The sequence below is a fragment of the Halomonas huangheensis genome (assembly GCF_001431725.1).
Classification (GTDB): Bacteria; Pseudomonadota; Gammaproteobacteria; order Pseudomonadales; family Halomonadaceae; genus Halomonas; species Halomonas huangheensis.
Genome location: NZ_CP013106.1, coordinates 541,131 through 560,006 on the forward strand (window position 1 = coordinate 541,131; position 18,876 = coordinate 560,006).

The 18,876-nt window shown below is 59.4% G+C and carries 19 protein-coding genes; 11 read left to right on the top strand and 8 right to left on the bottom strand.

Annotated features, from left to right (window positions below; genetic code table 11):
• Positions 1-148 precede the first annotated feature (148 nt).
• The 4 genes from AR456_RS02545 (at position 149) to AR456_RS02560 (ending at position 3,360) form a co-directional block, all read left to right on the top strand.
• On the top strand, positions 149-1,552 hold the full coding sequence (locus tag AR456_RS02545; protein ID WP_021819768.1) for an MFS transporter: 1,404 nt from the start codon (positions 149-151) through the stop codon (positions 1,550-1,552).
• 120 nt (positions 1,553-1,672) lie between these two features.
• A complete protein-coding gene (locus tag AR456_RS02550; RefSeq protein WP_021819769.1) occupies positions 1,673-1,981 on the top strand; it encodes a BolA family protein in 309 nt (102 codons plus the stop codon).
• On the top strand, positions 1,932-2,891 hold the full coding sequence (locus AR456_RS02555; protein ID WP_155829321.1) for a hypothetical protein: 960 nt from the start codon (positions 1,932-1,934) through the stop codon (positions 2,889-2,891). Before AR456_RS02550 ends, AR456_RS02555 begins: the two co-directional genes overlap by 50 nt.
• On the top strand, positions 2,884-3,360 hold the full coding sequence (locus AR456_RS02560; RefSeq protein WP_051995779.1) for a GNAT family N-acetyltransferase: 477 nt from the start codon (positions 2,884-2,886) through the stop codon (positions 3,358-3,360). The genes AR456_RS02555 and AR456_RS02560 overlap by 8 nt, the downstream gene beginning before the upstream one ends.
• Positions 3,361-3,548: 188 nt before the next feature.
• On the opposite strand, the gene AR456_RS02565 is transcribed toward AR456_RS02560, so the two are convergent.
• Complete coding sequence (locus AR456_RS02565) at positions 3,549-3,770, bottom strand: cell division protein ZapB (RefSeq protein ID WP_021819772.1); 222 nt, start codon at positions 3,768-3,770, stop codon at positions 3,549-3,551.
• Positions 3,771-4,050: 280 nt separating this feature from the next.
• On the opposite strand from AR456_RS02565, the gene AR456_RS02570 reads away from it, so the two are divergent.
• Together AR456_RS02570 and AR456_RS02575 are read left to right on the top strand one after the other, a co-directional pair.
• A complete protein-coding gene (locus AR456_RS02570; protein WP_021819773.1) occupies positions 4,051-5,208 on the top strand; it encodes a M20 metallopeptidase family protein in 1,158 nt (385 codons plus the stop codon).
• A 56-nt stretch (positions 5,209-5,264) separates the two neighbouring features.
• Complete coding sequence (locus tag AR456_RS02575; protein WP_021819774.1) at positions 5,265-6,770, top strand: AbgT family transporter; 1,506 nt, start codon at positions 5,265-5,267, stop codon at positions 6,768-6,770.
• 6 nt (positions 6,771-6,776) lie between these two features.
• Here the strand turns inward: AR456_RS02575 and AR456_RS02580 are convergent, their stop codons facing one another.
• Both AR456_RS02580 and rsmD read right to left on the bottom strand, forming a co-directional pair.
• Positions 6,777-7,673, bottom strand: coding sequence for a LysR family transcriptional regulator (locus tag AR456_RS02580; protein ID WP_021819775.1), 897 nt, complete (start codon positions 7,671-7,673; stop codon positions 6,777-6,779).
• Between the two features lie 39 nt (positions 7,674-7,712).
• A complete protein-coding gene (gene rsmD / locus AR456_RS02585; RefSeq protein WP_021819776.1) occupies positions 7,713-8,345 on the bottom strand; it encodes a 16S rRNA (guanine(966)-N(2))-methyltransferase RsmD in 633 nt (210 codons plus the stop codon).
• A gap of 140 nt (positions 8,346-8,485) precedes the next feature.
• Here rsmD and ftsY point away from each other — a divergent pair, with 140 nt between their 5' ends.
• From ftsY to rpoH, 4 genes are all read left to right on the top strand, one after another.
• Positions 8,486-9,871 carry a signal recognition particle-docking protein FtsY gene (gene ftsY / locus AR456_RS02590; RefSeq protein WP_021819777.1) on the top strand — a complete coding sequence of 462 codons (1,386 nt, stop codon included), beginning with the start codon at positions 8,486-8,488 and terminating at the stop codon, positions 9,869-9,871.
• A complete protein-coding gene (gene ftsE, locus AR456_RS02595; RefSeq protein ID WP_021819778.1) occupies positions 9,868-10,536 on the top strand; it encodes a cell division ATP-binding protein FtsE in 669 nt (222 codons plus the stop codon). The genes ftsY and ftsE overlap by 4 nt, the downstream gene beginning before the upstream one ends.
• Positions 10,533-11,519, top strand: a complete 987-nt coding sequence (gene ftsX / locus AR456_RS02600) for a permease-like cell division protein FtsX (RefSeq protein ID WP_021819779.1) — start codon at positions 10,533-10,535, stop codon at positions 11,517-11,519. Before ftsE ends, ftsX begins: the two co-directional genes overlap by 4 nt.
• A 118-nt stretch (positions 11,520-11,637) precedes the next feature.
• The gene (gene rpoH / locus AR456_RS02605) at positions 11,638-12,507 is read left to right on the top strand and encodes an RNA polymerase sigma factor RpoH (RefSeq protein ID WP_021819780.1); all 870 of its coding nucleotides are present in this window, start codon (positions 11,638-11,640) and stop codon (positions 12,505-12,507) included.
• A 125-nt stretch (positions 12,508-12,632) separates the two neighbouring features.
• Here rpoH and slmA read toward each other — a convergent pair whose 3' ends face one another.
• From slmA to coaBC, 5 genes are all read right to left on the bottom strand, one after another.
• The gene (slmA, locus tag AR456_RS02610) at positions 12,633-13,244 is read right to left on the bottom strand and encodes a nucleoid occlusion factor SlmA (protein ID WP_021819781.1); all 612 of its coding nucleotides are present in this window, start codon (positions 13,242-13,244) and stop codon (positions 12,633-12,635) included.
• A 93-nt stretch (positions 13,245-13,337) separates the two neighbouring features.
• Complete coding sequence (gene argB, locus AR456_RS02615; protein ID WP_021819782.1) at positions 13,338-14,258, bottom strand: acetylglutamate kinase; 921 nt, start codon at positions 14,256-14,258, stop codon at positions 13,338-13,340.
• Positions 14,259-14,291: 33 nt separating this feature from the next.
• Entirely contained in the window at positions 14,292-15,689 is a 1,398-nt protein-coding gene (locus tag AR456_RS02620; protein ID WP_021819783.1) for a phosphomannomutase/phosphoglucomutase, read from the bottom strand.
• A 70-nt stretch (positions 15,690-15,759) separates the two neighbouring features.
• Positions 15,760-16,227, bottom strand: a complete 468-nt coding sequence (dut, locus tag AR456_RS02625; RefSeq protein WP_021819784.1) for a dUTP diphosphatase — start codon at positions 16,225-16,227, stop codon at positions 15,760-15,762.
• Positions 16,228-16,395: 168 nt separating this feature from the next.
• A complete protein-coding gene (gene coaBC, locus AR456_RS02630; RefSeq protein WP_021819785.1) occupies positions 16,396-17,688 on the bottom strand; it encodes a bifunctional phosphopantothenoylcysteine decarboxylase/phosphopantothenate--cysteine ligase CoaBC in 1,293 nt (430 codons plus the stop codon).
• Positions 17,689-17,903: 215 nt separating this feature from the next.
• Here coaBC and radC point away from each other — a divergent pair, with 215 nt between their 5' ends.
• Positions 17,904-18,578 carry a RadC family protein gene (gene radC / locus AR456_RS02635; protein WP_021819786.1) on the top strand — a complete coding sequence of 225 codons (675 nt, stop codon included), beginning with the start codon at positions 17,904-17,906 and terminating at the stop codon, positions 18,576-18,578.
• Positions 18,579-18,876: the final 298 nt, after the last annotated feature.

Sequence of the window (18,876 nt, forward strand, 5' to 3'; positions counted from 1 at the left end):
ATGCGACCAGCACTACCATTCTGACATCTTGAGCTGTCGGTTGCTGGTCCCGGGGCCCTTTGGCCTTGTCTTGAATCAGGGCTCTTCTGCTCTCAAGAGCTTCGTTGCTCGAAGCTTGTCGTCATGTCCTCTGTGATGGATTCGATCCATGAGTCGTCTGTTCTCGGATCGTGAAGGTGACGATGGTCTGCCTGGACCAGAACGTCGTCTAGCGGTGATCGCCCTGGTGCTTGGCACTCTGATGGCGGTCGTCGATACCACCATGATCAATATCGCGCTGCCATCGATGGCGCGTGACCTCGATATCTCCCCATCCAGAGCTATCTGGATCACCAACCTGTTTCAGGTGGTGTGTGCTGCCATGCTACTGGTATTTGCTGCGGCCAGTGAGCTGTTGAGTCGACGCAAGGTCTATGTCTTCGGCATTGGCCTCTTCACGCTTGGTGCCCTGGGCAGTGCATTGTCACCCAATTTCGAGACGCTGCTGGTGTTTCGGGCTCTGCAGGGTGTAGGCGCTGCGGCGACGCTCTCGATTGGTCCATCGCTGTATCGCATGATCTTCCCCTCACGCTTGCTGGGAAGTGCGCTGGGGTTATCGTCATTGGTGGTCGCGGGTGGCTATGCGGCGGGCCCATCGATTGGCGGTCTGGTGCTGTCGGTCGCCAACTGGCCATGGCTGTTTGCTCTGAATCTGCCGCTGGGTGTGGCGGCAGTGGTCATGGCCTGGCGAGCTCTACCGCGAGAGGTGTCTCGCGAAGGCAGTTTTGATTCCTTCGGTGCGATTTTTTCGATGTTGATGCTCGGTGGTCTGTTCATGGCCATGGATGCTGTTGGTCATCAGGCTTCGGCGCTGGAACTATTGGCCTGGGGTATGCTGACGGGTGTCGCTCTGCTGGGCTTCGTCTGGCGGCAGCGTCGCGCGAGTCACCCCTTGTTGCCACTTGGCGTGTTTCGGGAGTCACGCTTTCGCCTTGCTGTTGGCACCCAGGGGACTGCCTTCATCGGTCAGGGGCTGACGTTCGTGGCGCTATCCTTTCTTTACCAGCAGGAGATGGGTTACTCGGCGCTGCATACTGCCTGGCTATTCACCCCCTGGCCGTTGACTATCATGCTGGTCGGGCCGCTTGCCGGTCGCCTCGCTGATCGTTTCAATCCGGCGCTGGTGGCGACGACAGGACTGGTGCTGTTGCTGCTCGGACTGATTAGCCTGGCGCTGCTGCCGGCAGATGCCGGAGTGCTGGATAGTATGTGGCGGACGGCGCTGTGTGGGGCCGGCTTCGGACTGTTCCAGCCGCCCAATAATCGAGAATTGATGACTAGCGTGCCGCTTGCGCGCAGTGCCAATGCATCTGGAGTGATGAGTACCACGCGTACGGTCGGTCAGTCGTTGGGAGTCGCGCTGGTTGGCCTGTGTCTCGCGGCGGGTGCCGGCGTGCAGCAGGCGCTGTGGTTGGGAGCCGCGACCACGCTGCTGGCGCTGTGCATCAGTATCATTCGTGTCGGTCGTGCTGGACGTGCCCATGTCGAGGCGCGTTCGGCGCGAGCATCGTAGAAAACTGTGCAAGAGCGTACAATGGTAGGGGAGCAAAAGCTGTTCTTGTTCATGAATCCTGTACGATCCATGGGTCGTTGATCCATGGCCAATCGAGCCACTACTTTTTCGAGAACCAGTATGAGTATACAGGCGACCATCGAAGATAAACTCAAGGCGCTGGAGCCCACCGAGTTGGTGGTCGAGAACGAGAGCCACATGCACAATGTGCCGCCGAATTCCGAGACCCACTTCAAGGTGACGCTGGTGTCGGAGCGCTTTGTCGGATTGATGCCGGTCAAGCGCCACCAGCAGATCTATGCGCTGTTGGCTGACGAGCTTTCAGGCCCTGTTCATGCGCTGGCACTGCATCTCTACACTCCGCAGGAATGGGCGTCGCGTGGTGCCCCCCGTCCCGATTCGCCTGGCTGCATGGGCGGTGGGCACTAGAGTGGTATCGCCGAGCGAACCGCGCGCCACTCCGTTGTCGACTCCTGAGCCAACGCGGCGGGCCTACCTGAATGCGATGGGACTGACCAGCTGGGAGTCACGCTACCAGCTGCCCAACGCGCTGCAGACGTCGGTCTGTGACTGGCCTGAACTGGAAAGCCCTGAGTCAGCCAGGCCCAGAGCGGGAGCCGAGAATCTGCATGCGCTGCTGGAAGATGCGGCGCAGGCTGTGCCCCCGCCGCAGGTAGAACCTTCGTCACAACCTTCCTCACACGGGGATGCGGCACCTGCCGAGCCAGCGGTGCAGGTTGGGCGTGGGCAGCGCAAGGCACGCGCGCTGTTGGGAGATATTGCTCCCGAGGAGCCATCAGAGCGCGGAGGAGAAGTTGCGGATCCGGATAGCGCGCTTCAGGAAGTCGCCAGCGAGGCGTCTGAGCCGTTGCGTTTCGACTGCCAGGTCTGTTGCCTGGATGGTCGCTGGCTGCTGCTGATGGCTCAGCCTCAACCTCTGGATGCTGTGGGACAGCGCTTGTTGCTGAATATTCTGCGCGCCGCTGGCGTGCAAGTAGAGCAAAGCCCGAGTTTTGAGTCGCTGCGTTGGCCACTGGAAGAGGGGTTGCCGGTGCATCAGCCGCGTGCGGAAGCGCGCCAGGGGCTCAAGGCATTCGTTGCTGGTCGTAGGCGGCGAGGCTGGGAGCCGGAACGGTTGTTGATCTTCGGTGATGATGAAGCATTGCAAACAGTCGTCGATGTCGATGATAACGGCCATAGTCAAACGCTGGAAATGCCGGTATGGCAAGGGCCCGGGTTGCTGGAATTGCTGTCCGGCAGTGGCGCCAAACGAGCGCTTTGGCCACATGCCGTTGAGTGGCGTCGTCAGTGGCTTGGTGAGGTTGGGCAAGGTGACTGAGCTGGTGGCGCTGGGGCCTGATGATCTGGAGGCTCTGCTGGCGCTCGAGGAGGCCCAGCCCATACCGGTATCAATGCCGACCACTTTGGCCAGGGCGTTGGCCAGTTCCAGGCATCAGGTATTCGGCGCTGTGGACGAATATGGCCGAATACTCGGCTACGCGCTATTGGCGATACAGGCCTTCGATGGCGAATTGGAGGCTGTTCTGGTTGCCGCCGACGCGCGACGCCAGGGCATTGCCGGGCGTTTGCTGGCGCAGGTAATCAGTACCGCGCGAGAGCGACAACTCGAACGCCTGTTGCTGGAAGTGCGTGCCGGCAACAACGCGGCGATCGTTCTGTATCGTGCTGCCGGCTTTGCGCAGGACGGTATCCGCAAGGGCTACTACCCTCCCGCACCTGACTCGGTGGAACGCGAGGACGCCTGTCTGATGTCGCTTGATCTGGATAGTAGCGCCCGTAATGGATAGTAGCGCCCGTAATGGATAGCAGCGTCAGTAATGAGTGAGTGCAGGCCAGCGCTGATCACGACAACAAGAAGGGGCTCCGACAGGAGCCCCTTCTTGTTTGCAGCCAATGGAAATTCCGGACCTGTTGCACTGGTCCGGAGACTTTCCAGCAAAGTGTCGACGGGTTGCCGACACTGCAGTGGCCTGGCTTACATCGACTGAGCGGGCTGGGATGCTGCCTGCTGCTGACCGCCATCGATATCGTCGAGTTTGCCGAGCAATGACGTCAGGCGACGTTCCCAATCCTCGCGCTCCTGCTTGAGGCGAGCATTTTCCTCGCGCAGCTCCTCGGCTTCCATCTTCAGCAATTCCAGCGCCTCGACGGCACTAGTGACTTTCTGTTCGAGCTGGTTGAAGAGTTCAGTGCTCATCCTTGTCTCCTGCATGACATTCGTTCAGGCGCGCCGGGCGCGCATCTGGAAGCAGTGGATGAATTGCCGAGCGTTATGCTCACTTGGGCATTCAGGCAGTGTTTCCTGGGGCATGAGCGTAACGCTGTGGAGCCACAGGAACAAGCGTCGCGGCAAGGCGACGCGCTGATTTGCCACACCGTTGCCTGAAAGGCAACAAATATGACCGTTTCGAACCTTCTTTACGGCGCCCCCTCCTTACATAGTCATGGGACCTTCTGTCCGATGAGTCGACCGTTTCATGTTCAATGATCTGCAACTTGCACGCGCGGTAGCGCTGCGCCACGACCTTCACCGACACCCTGAGCTCAAGTTCGAGGAGCGGCGTACATCAGCGTTGCTGGCGGAACGTCTGGAGGCGTTGGGCTATCACGTTACCCGCGGTATCGCCGACACCGGGGTGATGGCGGAGCTGGATACTGGACGTCCGGGGCCAGTGATTGCCTTGCGTGCCGATATGGATGCCCTGCCGATCGTTGAAGCCAATCAGCGTGCCTGGCGGTCCGAGCATGAAGGACGTATGCATGCCTGTGGTCATGATGGCCATACTGCTGCCCTGATGTTGGCTGCCGAAGCGATCATCGAGCGCCGTGACTCACTGGGAGGCCATCTCAAGCTGCTGTTCCAGCCTGCGGAGGAAGGGGGCAATGGCGCGGAGAAGATGGTACAGGCGGGAGTTCTGGACTCGCCGCGGGTAGACGCCATCTTTGGCTATCACAACCGTCCCGGCTTCGAAACCGGAATGCTGTTCGTCAAGCCGGGGTCGGCGATGGGCGGCAATGATACCTGGAAGGTGACTATTCGCGGTCGCTCGGGACATGCGGCGATGCCGCATCTGGCACTGGACCCCATCTACATCGGTGCTTGTGTTGTGCAGCAGGTGCAGGGCCTGGTCGGTCGTCACAAGTCGCCGTTGCGTGCCGGTGTGATTACCGTGGCGTCGTTTCACGCTGGGGATGCGGCCAATGTCATTCCTGGCACCGCTGAGCTGCTGGTCAATATCCGCAGTGACAGCAGCGAGGCGCGAGATGCTCTGGCCGGCAATCTGGAGGCGCTGGTCGGTGGTATCTGCTCCGCTCATGGCGCTGAGTTCGCCATCGAGCATCTGCAGCATGTCCCACCCCTGGTGAATGACGCCGAGTGGTCCCAGCGGGTGTTGGATATCGCACGCGAGTACGGCGTCAGTCCACGTATCGAGAAGATCGATTACATGCCAACCATGGGGGCAGAGGACTTCGCCTTCTACCTGCAGCAGGTGCCGGGTTGCTTCTTCTTCGTGGGCAACGGTGAGCACGGAGCTTACCTGCACAACGAGCACTATGACTTCAACGACGACATTCTGCCGGTGGCGGCGGGTACCTTCGTTGCACTGTGTGAGTCGCTGATGAAAGCGCGTTGAAGCTGACTTTTCGCTGAATTCAACAACCCCATAGAACAAGACAAGAGGGTCCACCCATGCAAGCTGTTCTTTCCTTGATCGAGCGTGTCGGCAACAAGTTGCCACACCCCTTTGTGCTATTCGTGATACTGGCGGGATTGGTGATCGCTGTTTCTGCGCTGCTGTCCGCGTTCGGTGTTACCGCCGTCAATCCTGAAACGGGCGCGGAGGTGGCGGTCAAAAGCCTGCTGTCCGGCAACGGGATCGAGTTCATATTGACCAATGTGGTCAGCAACTTCATCAACTTTCCCCCACTGGGGCTGATACTGGTGGTGATGTTCGGCATCGGTCTTGCCGATAAGGTCGGGCTGCTGGCTACCCTGATGCAGGTGTCGGTGGCCAAGGCGCCTCCGGCGCTGCTGACCTTTATCGTCTTCCTCGCCGGGATCTGCGGCAGCATCGCCTCCGATGCCAACTATCTGATCCTGATCCCGCTGGTGGCGATGATCTACCAGTCGGTCGGCCGTCACCCGATTGCCGGCGCTGCCGCTGCCTATGCCGCCGCCGGGGCCGGCTTCGATGCGAGCCTCTTCGTCACCGTCGGTGATGCGTTGTTCTCGGGGATCACCACTGAGGCCGCACGTCTGGTCGATCCCGACGCCTATGTATCACCGGTAGACAATTATTACTTCGTGGCTTGCTCGGTCTTCGTACTGGCACTGGTGGGGACGCTGGTCATTGATCGTATTGTCGAGCCGCGCCTCAATCGCACCCTGCCCATGGACAAGCTGACTCTTGTGCACGTTGAACACCATACCTTGAGTGCTGATGAGCGGCGTGGTCTCAAACGGGTTGGCCTGGTGACTGTGGCGTATGTTGCGGTGGTGGTGATGGCCGTGCTGCCCGAAGCCTCTCCGCTACGTAATGCCGATGGAGGCCTGATTCCATCACCGTTCCTCAAATCACTGGTACCGCTGATGTTCGGCTACTTCGTGGCCATTGGCTTGACCTACGGGCTCTGCACCGGGCGTATTACCCAGGCCCGGGATGTTCCCGAGCGCATGGCGGAAGCCGCAGGTGAGCTGGCGCCGACGTTGGTACTGTTCTTTGCCATTGCTCAATTCATCGCTTACTTCAAGTGGTCGGAGTTGGGGCAGTTCATTGCCATTGAAGGCTCCAATATTCTGCAGAGCACCGGGTTTACCGGCTTGCCGCTGGTAGCAGCCTTCATCGTGATGAGTGCCGTACTGAACGTGTTCATGACCAGCGGTTCGGCACAGTGGGCGCTGATGGCCCCGGTGTTCGTGCCGATGCTGATGATGATCGATTTTGATCCGGCATTTGTGCTGGCGATGTTCCGTATCGGCGACTCGAGTACCAACATCATCTCACCAATGAGCCCCTATTTTTCCGTGGCACTGGTGTACATGCAGCGCTACAAGTCGGATATGGGGCTGGGGACTCTGATGGCAACGATGTTGCCATTGTCGGTGTCCTTCCTGCTGGCGTGGTCGGCATTCCTGATGTTGTGGCTGTTGATGGGGCTTCCCATCGGGCCGGGTGTCTACATGATGGCGACCTGAACTCGCTCAGTGCATCGTCAGCATCAGCTTCCAGAGATAACCGGCGGCGGGTGTCAAACGCCTGCCGGTTCGCCGCACCAGGTTGCCTTGAGTATCTCTGGCGATAGGGTGGTCGATGGGGATGGCCACAAGGTCACCGCGCTCGACTTCCTCCCGCGCAGCTGCCTCTGTCATGAATGCCACGCCGATACCGGCGCGGGCCATGCGTCGCGATACGGAGTGCAGATTACATCGGTATGCCGGCGTCACCAGGATGCCTGCGGCGCGGAATATCGCGTTGACGCATTGCTGGGTGCCGGCGATATCCGGCAGGAAGATCAACTTGTGGCGGGCTAGCTGTTCGACACTGACGCAAGCCTGCTCGGCGAGTTCGTGTTGTGGGTTGACCAGAATACAGAGCGAGCCACGCGAAAAGGAATGTACCCTCAAACGCGGGTCGGATACCGGGCCGTAGGTGATGGCAATGTCGACCTCGTCCTCGATTACCATCTCGTAGGGCTCACGCGGGTAATAAATACCGGTCTTGATATCGATCATCACGTCGGGATACTCACGCGAGACCTTGCCCAGCACGCTGTTCAGGAAGCTGTCGATGAAGCCGTCGCCCACCGATACGACCACCTTGCCGGTCTGCAGGTTGCGCAGGCGCGACAGGGTATCATCGAGGTCGACATTGAGTTGTCGTTGGGCACGGTGAGCATCGGCGACCAGACATCCGGCTTCGGTGAGATGCAATTGCCGTCCTTGACGCTCTACCAGGGCCATACCCAGGCTCTGTTCCAGGCGTCGAATCTGGCGACTGACGACCGATGGGCTTACCTCAAGGTGTTCGGCCGCCGCTCGGATGCCGCCGCAACTGGCAACTTCGTAGAGATACTGGGCACGCTTGTCGAGTAATGTCATGAGTGCTGTTCCGACAATTACCACGGGCTGGCCCGCAATTCACTGATCTCGGTCGAGAGCCCGGGCATGGCGGTGGTAGAGTCTCGCATGGCTGTCGCCGGCTCGTAATTCACGGTGCAATTGCCAATTATCCGGAACTTGCGGGGCAAGTCCTTTCTCGACTTCCAGGTAGATCCAGCTTTCGGTGGCCAGCCAGCCAGCGGCTTCCAGGATCGTGCAGCAAGGGGTAGCCAGATCGAGACGGAACGGCGGATCCAACAACACCAGTGAATACGGTGTGTCTGGTACTGTACTCTGGAGCCAGGCGATGGCGTCAGTATGCAGGACATTGCTCTGCGCGATGCCGAGTGTGGCCAGGTTCTGCTCGATCAGTTCGGCAACCTGACGATCACTTTCGACGAAGGTAGCTTCACGAGCACCGCGTGACAAGGCCTCGAGTCCCAGTGCGCCCGTGCCTGCAAAAAGGTCGAGCACCCGGGCGCCGTAGAGTTCTCCCGTAAGCCAGTTGTACAGTGTCTCGCGCACGCGGTCCGGTGTTGGGCGCAGGCCAGGTTTGTCGAGTACGGGTAGCTGTCGGCGTCGGTGATCACCGCCGATGATACGTAGCTGGCCGGGGCGCGAGACGTTGCGCGGGGCCCGGCCGGAGCGTGAAGAAGAGCGTTTTCGTGTCATGTGTCGCGATTCTACTGGAAGTGCGGCAATTTATTCAGTGTTTCCTGCACGGCCCGTTGTCTGTAGCAATTTGTCCACAGCAATGGGCCGCAATGGTAGGATGTGTCGGTTCGTTCACCGGCTGAGGGTGTTGGTCTTTCATGTTCGGATTTTTGAAACGCAAGAAGAAGCCCGATGATCAGGAGCAGACGCAGAGCCTGCTGCCTGATGACGCGCTGTCTGAGGATGGGCTGTCCGAGAAGCATGGACAGGCCGATGAAGCCGCTGTGCAGGAGACCGACGCAGGTACGTCGGAGCCAGAGGCTGTCCACTCCCCTGAGGAACAACAGGTAGTCGAGCAGGCTGAACCTGTTGCGGAGCCTGAGGAGAGTGAGAGTGCCGAGGGCGACGCTATCCCGCGTGATGCGGAAGCGCCGGTAGTGGAAGAGCCTGAGGTGGAAGAGCCTGAGCTGCAAGCCGAAGAGCCGGTGACAACCGACCTCGAGCAGGGGTCGGTTATCATCGAGCCTGATGCCGGATCAGCAAGCGCCGCGCCAGCGCTGCAAGAGAAGCCAACGCTTCAGGACAAGCCGCGTAGCGAGAAGAAGGGCTGGTTGGCGCGGATGCGCGACGGCCTCGGCAAGACCCGCGCCAACCTGAGTGATGGCCTGGCGGATCTCTTCCTGGGTCGCAAACAGATTGATGAAGATCTGATCGAGGAGCTGGAGACTCAGTTGCTGATGGCGGATGTCGGTATCGAGGCAACCTCCGAGATCATCGAATCGTTGTCCGACCGGGTGTCGCGCAAGGAACTGAATGACCCTGATGCGTTGTACCGGGCGTTGCAGCAGGAGCTGGGCAATATTCTTGAACCGGTGTCTCAGCCATTGGAGTTGCCGGCATCCGGTGAAGGTCCTTTCGTGATTCTGGTGGTTGGCGTCAATGGCGTGGGGAAGACCACGACCATCGGCAAACTGACCCAGCGCTTCCAGCGTGAAGGCAAGAGCGTCATGCTGGCAGCGGGTGACACCTTCCGGGCCGCAGCTGTCGAGCAGCTCAAGGTCTGGGGCGAGCGCAACAGTGTTCCTGTGGTCGCCCAGCATACTGGTGCTGATAGCGCTTCGGTGATCTTTGATGCGGTTTCGGCGGCGCGCGCGCGCAAGGTCGACGTGTTGATTGCCGATACCGCTGGGCGCTTGCACAACAAGAGTCACCTGATGGAGGAGTTGAAGAAGGTCCATCGAGTGATGGGCAAGCTCGATGCGAGTGCTCCCCATGAAGTGATGTTGGTGCTTGATGCCGGGACTGGCCAGAATGCACTGTCCCAGGCGGCGACCTTCAATGAGGCGGTGCCGGTCACGGGGATTACCCTGACCAAGCTCGATGGTACCGCCAAGGGGGGCATCATTTTTGCGCTGGCACAGCAACTCAAGACTCCGATTCGCTTTATCGGTGTGGGAGAGTCGCTCGACGATCTGCGACCTTTCGTGGCTAGCGAATTTGTCGATGCACTGTTTGACCGTCGCTCGGGTGATGCTGACGAATGATCGAGTTCGATAACGTCGGCAAGCGATACGGGGGTCGCTTTGACGCCCTGGCGCACCTCAGTTTTCGTGTCGACCGGGGGGAGATGGTGTTCCTCACCGGGCACTCTGGTGCCGGCAAGAGTTCGTTGTTGCGTCTGGTCATGCGCCTCGAGCGGCCTTCTCGGGGCCGCGTGCTGGTCGCTGGCCACGATATCGATCGTCTTCACCCCAGCCAGTTGCCGTTCTATCGGCGCCAGATCGGGGTCGTATTCCAGGATCACCAACTGCTGTTCGACCGCTCGATCTATCACAACGTTGCGCTACCGCTGGAAATTCGCGGATTGCCTCCTCGTGATACGGCGCGTCGCGTGCGGGCTGCGTTGGACAAGGTGGGGTTGCTGCATCGTGAGAAGGCTTTACCCATCGAGCTTTCCGGCGGCGAGCAGCAGCGAGTGGGCATCGCTCGAGCCGTAGTCAACAAGCCGTCGCTGCTGCTTGCCGACGAGCCTACCGGTAATCTCGACCCACAACTCTCGGCGGACATCATGACGTTGTTCGAGGATTTTCATCACATTGGCACCACGGTGATGATTGCCAGTCACGATCTCGCGCTGATTGCACGCCTGCGGCATCGTACGCTGCGGCTCAGGGACGGGCGCCTGGTTGCCGATGAGGAGAGGGCATGAGCAGGGTGGATACGAGTCAGCAGACGCCGCGTCCACGTGGTGCGCGCCAGCAGTCCGTTGAGACTCAGGCTCAGTGGCAGGCATGGTGCCGTCATCATCGCGCCATGTGCATCGACAGTAGCCGACGCTTGCTCAAGCAACCATTGGGAAGCTTGTTGACCATGCTGGCAATTGCCATCGCGCTGGTGCTGCCCAGTGGGTTGTGGCTGACCCTCGACAGTGCTCGCCTGGTCAGTGCCGAGCTGGATGCCAGTGCCACACTCACTGCCTATCTCGAGCAGCGAGTCACTGATGCTGAGGCGGGACGCATTCTGCAGGCGCTGGATGCCCAGCCGGACATCGCGTCGACACGCCTGATTACTGCCAGCCAGGGAATGGAGGAGTTTCAGCAGTCGCTGGGACTGGATGATGCCTTGACGCATCTCGACTCGAATCCGCTGCCGGCCACTGTGGTGATTACTCCCAGCGATCCAGTGCCGGAAAAGATGCGTGCCCTGGCTGGGCGACTTGGCGAAATGAGCGGGATTGAGGAAGTGCGTCTGGACCTTGCCTGGGTCGAGAGATTGCGTCAGCTGACGGAAGTCGGTCAGCGTGTGACGCTGGCGCTGGTGGTGCTTTTTGGTTTGGGAGTGCTGTTGGTCGTCGGCAACACCATTCGCCTGGCTGTCGAGAACCGCCGCAAGGAAATCGAAGTCGTTACGCTGATCGGTGCCACCCACGCTTTTGTGCGACGCCCATTCCTCTACAGCGGCGCCTGGTACGGGCTCGGTGGCGGCCTCATCGCCTTGTTGCTGTTGACCGTTGGCGGCGGTTGGCTGGCCACGCCGGTCGCGGCGCTGGCGGAAAGCTACGGTGCACATTATACGCTGCCGAGTCTTGGGCTGGCCGGCTCTACAATATTGCTCAGTTGTAGTACAATATTGGGCTGGTTGGGGGCATGGATAGCGGTGAGCCGCCATCTCGCGGGCATCAAACCGCGTTAGTCCAGCACCGATAACCAGGTAATCGCGATATCTGCGACTAAAGGGGAACTTTTACTTATTACCGTTCTCCAATGGGTCGTCCAGACATCATGTTGGTCTTCAAGGAGACAACCTGCATATGAGCAACAGTCTTCTGCCGGTCGGTCATCTTTCACCGGGTCATGACCTCAATGGCTACATCCAGGCGGTCAACCGCATCGCCGTATTGAGTGTCGATGAAGAGCGCGAGCTCGCCTATCGTCTCCAGGATGAAGGTGATCTCGAGGCTGCGCGTCGCCTGGTCATGTCCCATTTACGCTTTGTCGTGCACATCGCACGTAGTTACTCCGGCTACGGACTTCCCCAGGCAGACCTGATTCAGGAAGGCAACGTCGGCTTGATGAAGGCCGTCAAACGCTTCGATCCGAATCAGGGTGTGCGTCTGGTGTCCTTTGCCGTGCATTGGATCAAGGCGGAAATCCACGAGTTTGTGCTGCGCAACTGGCGTATCGTCAAGATTGCCACGACCAAGGCGCAGCGTAAGCTGTTCTTCAATCTGCGCAGCGCCAAGAAGCGTCTGGCCTGGCTGAATAACGATGAGGTCGATGCCATTGCGCGCGATCTCGACGTCAAGCCGGAAGTGGTGCGTGAGATGGAAGGGCGCCTGACATCGCATGATGCCGGCTTCGATGCCGCCCCAGGCGATGATGAGGACAGCGTCTATCAGGCCCCGGCCCATTATCTTGATGATGCCAGCCTTGATCCGGCAGCACAGCTGGAGGACAGCGACTGGGAACAGGATTCCAGCCGTCGCCTACAGAATGCGCTGGCATCTCTGGATGAGCGTTCGCGTAATATTCTGGTACAGCGCTGGCTGTCGGATAACAAATCGACCCTCCACGAATTGGCCGACGTCTACGGCGTATCCGCCGAGCGTATTCGCCAGCTCGAGAAGAATGCGATGAAGAAGGTTCGTGAACAACTCTGCGACGCGATGATGGCGGCGTAGCGCGCCTCTCGAAGCCGCAGCGTAATAAGCAATGCCCGGACCGCAAGGTCCGGGCATTGTGCGTTTCGTAGCCCGAGTTCAGTGCCAGGAGAGCCTGCAGAGTGCTGCGCCAGGCGGGTTCGCTGTCAGGCGAGTGCCGGGGCCTCGCGCAGCAGCTGTGCGGAAATTGCCTGCCACTGATCTTCCCAGTGCTCGGTGGGACGCCGTCGATAGTCGCTACGTACGAACTGAGCGATACGGCCCTCGATCAGGGCGCTCAGCAGGTTGGCACCGGCGGTGGCTGGAATCGCTGGCCTGCGTCCCTCACGCAGCTCCGCTTCACGCAGGATTTGCTTGAACTGGGTCTCGAGGCGTTCGAATAGCTGATGAATACGCAGCCGCAAGCGTGCGGTCTCACCGGTCAGGACATCGCCGCCGAGCAGGCGAGATAGGCCGGGGTTCTTCTCGGCGAATGCCAATACCAGTGCCATGATGTGGTAGCAGCGTGGTAGAGCTTGTTGATGGTCGTCAAGAATGCGGGTGATGCGCTCGAACAGCGATTCCTCGATAAAGCTGATCAGGCCCTCGTACATGCGGGCCTTGCTGGGAAAGTGGCGATACAGCGCGGCCTCTGACACACCGACCTGGCGAGCAAGAGCGGCAATCGTGATGCGTTTGCCACTGTCTTCCTCCAGCATCAGTGCCAGTGCCTGCAGAATCTGCTCTCTACGGCTGGGGGGCGTATTTTCCTGCGTCATATGTCGATTCTTTATGTTTGAGATGCCGCTGGTTCGAGCCAGCGGTCAACGTTCCCTTGTCATTGGGCTGCTGCCTGTCGGCGGCGGCCCGCCTTATCCCTGTGGTACAGCCTCCGGCTCGGTATTGGTGATCAGGGTACCGACGCCGGCGTTGGTGAAGATTTCGAGGAGCGTGGCATGTGGCACGCGGCCATCGACGATATGTGCGCTGACCACGCCTTCCTTGACCGCATCCAGAGCACAGCGAATCTTCGGTAGCATGCCGCCATGAATGGTGCCGTCGTCGATCAACTCGTCGACCTGGGCGGTGCTCAAGCCGGTCATTACTTCACCATCGCGGTTCATCAGGCCGGCGACGTTGGTCAGCAGCATCAGCTTCTCTGCTGATAGCGCTTCCGCTACCTTGCCGGCGACGAGATCCGCATTGATGTTGTAGCTGTGGCCCTCTGCATCGACGCCGATGGGGGCGATGACAGGGATGAAGTCGCGAGCGGCGAGCATCTCGATCAAATCGGTGGAGACATGCTCTACCTCGCCGACATGACCGATGTCGATGATCTCCGGAGCGGTCATTTCAGGCGTCTGGTGCTTGACCTGGAGTTTGCGCGCTTGAATCTGCCGGCCATCCTTGCCGGTCAGGCCGATGGCCTTGCCGCCGCATTGGTTGATCTGGTTGACGATCTCCTTGTTGACCAGACCCCCGAGTACCATTTCCACCACATCCATGGTCTCGGAGTCGGTCACTCGCATTCCGCCCACGAAGCGTGACTCGATCTGCAGTCGCTCCAGCAGTTCGCCGATCTGTGGGCCGCCACCATGGACGACCACCGGGTTGATACCGACTTCCTTCATCAACACCATATCGCGGGCGAAGGAGTCGATCAGGGCATCTTCGGTCATGGCGTTACCGCCATACTTGACGACCACCGTCTTGCCGGAGAAACGCTGGATATAAGGTAGAGCCTCGGAGAGGATCTCTACTACCAGGCGCGGGTCGCGAGCCTGTTCGCTCATGGGCTTCATGTCTCCTTGTTGTCCTTTACTACATCAATTGGGCAGGATCAGGGTCGGATCGATATCGGCAAGGGCCGCGGCAAAGCACTGTCGAATCCGGGTCAGGGCCGCCTGGTCATTGCCCTCGAAACGCAGCACCAGCATCGGCGTGGTGTTGGACGCGCGGCACAGGCCCCAGCCATCGGCGTAGTCGACACGGATGCCATCCAGAGTTGTCTTGATGCCATCCTCGCCGAAGTTGCCCTGTTGTGCCAGTCGCCTGACCAGGTCGAACTTGGATTCGTCGCTGACCTCGATATTGATCTCTGGAGTGCTCAGGTTCTGTGGATAGCGGTCGAAGAAGGCGTCAGCATCACCATCGTACTGCGAAAGAGCCTCAAGCAGGCGAGCGGCAGCGTACAGGCCATCGTCGAAACCATACCAGCGCTCCTTGAAGAAGATATGGCCGCTCATCTCGCCTGCCAACAGGGCATCGGTTTCTTTCATGCGTGCCTTGATCAGCGAGTGACCGGTCCGCCACATCTCTGGAGTGCCACCGGCAGCTTCGATGACCTCGATCAGTTTGCCGGTACATTTGATGTCGAAAATGACACGAGCTCCAGCATTGCGAGCAAGCATGTCCTCAGCGAAGGCCATCAACAGGTGGTCGGGATAGATCAAACGGCCGCGTGGCGTGATGATGCCAAGGCGGTCACCATCGCCATCGAAGGCCAGACCGATATCCGCCTGGTGTTCACCGACGGCCTTGATCAGGTCCTTGAGGTTCTCGGGCTTGCCTGGATCCGGATGATGGTTGGGGAAGCTGCCGTCGATCTCGTCGAATAATGGAATCGTCTCGCACCCCAGGCGTTCGATCAGCTTAGGCCCCAACTCACCGGCGACGCCATTGCCGCAGTCGACAACTGCCTTGAGCGGCCGCTCCAGTTTGACGTCAGCCAGGATACGCTCGAGATAGGTGTCACGCATGTCGTAGTGACTGACCTTGCCCTGACCATTCCGCAGGTCATCGGTGGTGATGCGATCGTACAGCGCGGTGATGGTGTCGCCGCAGAGGGCGTCACCGCCGAGCACCATCTTCAGGCCGTTATACTCTGGAGGGTTGTGGCTACCGGTAACCATCACACCGGAAGAGGTGTCGTCGAACACATGGGTGGCGAAGTACAGCACCGGCGTTGGTACCATGCCGATGTCGATAACATCGCAGCCACTGGAGATCAGGCCGCGAGTCAGTGCAGCCATCAACTGCGGGCCTGACAGACGGCCATCGCGTGCAACCACGATACGATATTCGCCGCGCTCCTGTGCTTCACTGCCGATGGCGCGGCCGATGGTCTCGACGCCTTGCTCGGTCAGAGTGTCACCAACGACACCGCGAATATCGTAGGCACGAAAGATGGTTGCTGGGACGATGGCTTGTGAATTACGCGTCATGGGAGCCTTCCTCTCTGGCTATCCGAAGGTAGAGAACAGGCTGTCGTTGCTGCACTCCACAGGACAGGCATCAATGCCGTCCAGAACTGCCAAAGCCGCCGCTGCCTCGCAGGCTATCGCTGAAATCATCGACAATTTCGAGCTCTGCCTGTACCACTGGCACGATGACGTACTGCGCCATGCGCTCGAAGGGTTCGAGAGTGAAAGTCTTCTGACCACGGTTCCACACCGAAACCATCAGTTCTCCCTGATAGTCAGAGTCGATCAGACCGACCAGATTACCAAGTACGATGCCGTGTTTGTGGCCAAGTCCCGAGCGCGGCAGGATCATTCCGGCCAGGCCCGGGTCGGCGATATGAATGGAGAGCCCTGTACGTACCAACTCACACTGTCCGGGTTCGATAGTCAGTGGTTGATCGAGCAGTGCGTGCAAATCCATTCCGGCGGAACCTTCAGTGGCATAGCGCGGCATGCGGTCTTTCAAGCGCTCGTCGAGAATCTTGACCGCCAGACGGGGGCGGGAGTTGGCTGAAGGCATATCCGGGTCCTTGTCTGAAGCACTCATGTTCTTGAGGCATCAATGGTTCTGAAAAATAACGGCTCTGACAAGCCAGTGGTTTCTGACAAGCCAGGGGTTTCTGGCAGGACAGTAACTCTGGAGCGCCACTCGTGGGCGGCATAAGCCCCAGGCGTGTCGATAGTCATATCATGGTGCTGTTGAACTGGTGTTCTGGTTCTGTGCCAGACAATGCAGCGCGCGGGCAATGATGGCGTGAGCCAATTGCGACTTGGCCTGCGTTGGCTCCTGCTGGCGTTCAATATCGTTACCGTCACGCCAAAGTAGAATGGCGGCGTTGTTATCGCTACCGAAGCCCAGTTGCTGTTGAGAGACATCATTGGCCACAATCATGTCGAGGTTCTTGCGCTCGAGTTTTGATCGCGCATATGCCTCGACATCTCGCGTCTCGGCGGCAAATCCTACCACCATGGGGCCGTCGGACATTGCAGAAATGGTGGCGATGATATCCGGATTCTTGACCAGCTTCAGGGTCAACTCCTGCTCACCATCGACCTTCTTGATCTTGTGCTCGGCAGTGGTTGCGGCGCGATAGTCGGCGACTGCGGCACAGCCGATGAAGATGTCGCAATCTGTGGCGATGTCCTGTGCGACCTCGAGCATCTGCTCGGCGGTTTCCACATCGATGCGGGTCACACCTGCCGGGGTGGGCCGGTCAACTGGACCGGTGATCAGTGTGACCTGTGCACCACTGGCTCGAGCGGCTTCGGCGAGGGCAAACCCCATCTTGCCTGAACTGTGGTTTGACAGGTAGCGCACTGGGTCCAGTGGTTCTCGAGTGGGGCCTGCAGTGATCACGATATGTCGTTCACTGGCGAACAGATCGGCTGCAGTAATCGTCCCCGTGTCGAGCATCAGTGCAGCGATGTCATCTGGTTCCAACATCCGTCCTGGACCGACGTCGCCACAGGCCTGGTCGCCTGCGGCGGGGCCCAGCAGCGTCCAACCGTCCTGGCGCAACTGTTCGGCGTTGCGTTGAGTGGCGGGATGGCGCCACATGGCCTGATTCATTGCTGGTGCCATCAGTTTTTCGGCATCACTGGCCAGGCACAGCGTGGTCAACAGATCGTCAGCCTGGCCCTGGGCCAGGCGTGCCATCAGGTCGGCAGTCGCCGGTGCGATCAGGATACGGTCGGCCCAGCGTGCCAGCTCGATATGCCCCATCCCAAGCTCGGCAGTGGGGTCCAGCAAGGATGTTCTTACTGCGCGTCCGGTCAGCGCCTGGAGTGTCAGCGGAGTAATGAAAGCCTGAGCACCTTCGGTCATTACCACCTGTACCTCGCAGCCTGCCTGTACCAACAGGCGGGCCAGAAAGGCACTCTTGTAGGCGGCGATACCGGCACTGATGCCGAGCAGTACTCGCTGTCCCGGGAGAAGCGACCCCGAGGGTGTGGAGGGGGATGGCTGATCAGGGGCTGACATGGTTGATCCCGCACAGATAATCGGTCTCATACCTTACCACTGGTGTGCGATCATGCGTAGCCGCGCAGCTAGCCTGCGGTGAGTCGCAGTCTGACTAGACTGGTGAGTGAGCTGGTGAGCAAGCTGCCCTTGAGCGAAGCTCCGGCAAGGAATGCTGGGGCGGTGGGCGGGAAGGTCGAAATAGACCGAGAAAATGAAAAAAGGGAGCGACAAGGATGTCGATACGCCATTGGCCCTCAACCGAGCGGCCGCGAGAGAAACTGATCGGCCATGGCGCCGGTGCCCTTAGTGATGCCGAGTTGTTGGCGATTATTCTGCGTGTTGGTACGGCAGGGGTTTCTGCTGTCGACCTTGCGCGAGAAATGTTGGTGGCATTTGGTGGCTTGCGATCATTGCTGGAAGTTGGTCACGATCAGTTCTGTGCCCATCGTGGCCTGGGGACAGCAACCTGGGTTCAGCTTCAGGCGGGGCAGGAGCTGGCGCGTAGACACCTGGCTTGCCAGCTCGACAAGGGCGAGGCGTTGACTGCTCCGGGCCTGGTGCGGCGTTATCTTTCTGCGCAGTTGCGTCATCTTGATCATGAGGTGTTTGCGGCGATCTTTCTCGATACTCAGCATCGGGTAATTCGTTTTGAAGTGTTGTTTCAGGGCACACTCGACAGCGCCTCTGTCTACCCTCGAGAAGTCGCCAAGCGCGCACTGGCGCTGGGGGCGGGTGCGCTTATCATTGCCCACAACCATCCCTCGGGAGTGGCCGAGCCCAGTGATGCTGATCGCCGCATCACCGAGCGCCTGCGCGAGGCGTTGGCGTTGTTCGACATCCGAGTGTTGGATCATTTTGTGGTTGGTGATGGAGAAGTGGTGTCTTTTGCCGAGCGAGGTTGGGTATAATACCGCCATGCTCGAGAATCGCGGTACAGCCGATGGCTGTGCAGTGGCTCTCACTGTCGAGCGCAGGTTCAGGATTCTCTGCTCCGAATATCGGAGCAGAGCCGTGTCTTGCAGCTTTTTCCGGTGTTTTTCTTGCCTGTAGGGCAGGGGTCTGGTATAAAGTGCACCCTTTGAATTCCCTTGGGTCAAAAGCACGGGGCTTATGTCATGGGCTAGAGGTGCCGTTGTGGCACGATTTGCCAGTCAAATGGCGGTCGTTTCACTGCAGTCTTCGTCCTTCCCGGTTTGCCCGACAGGT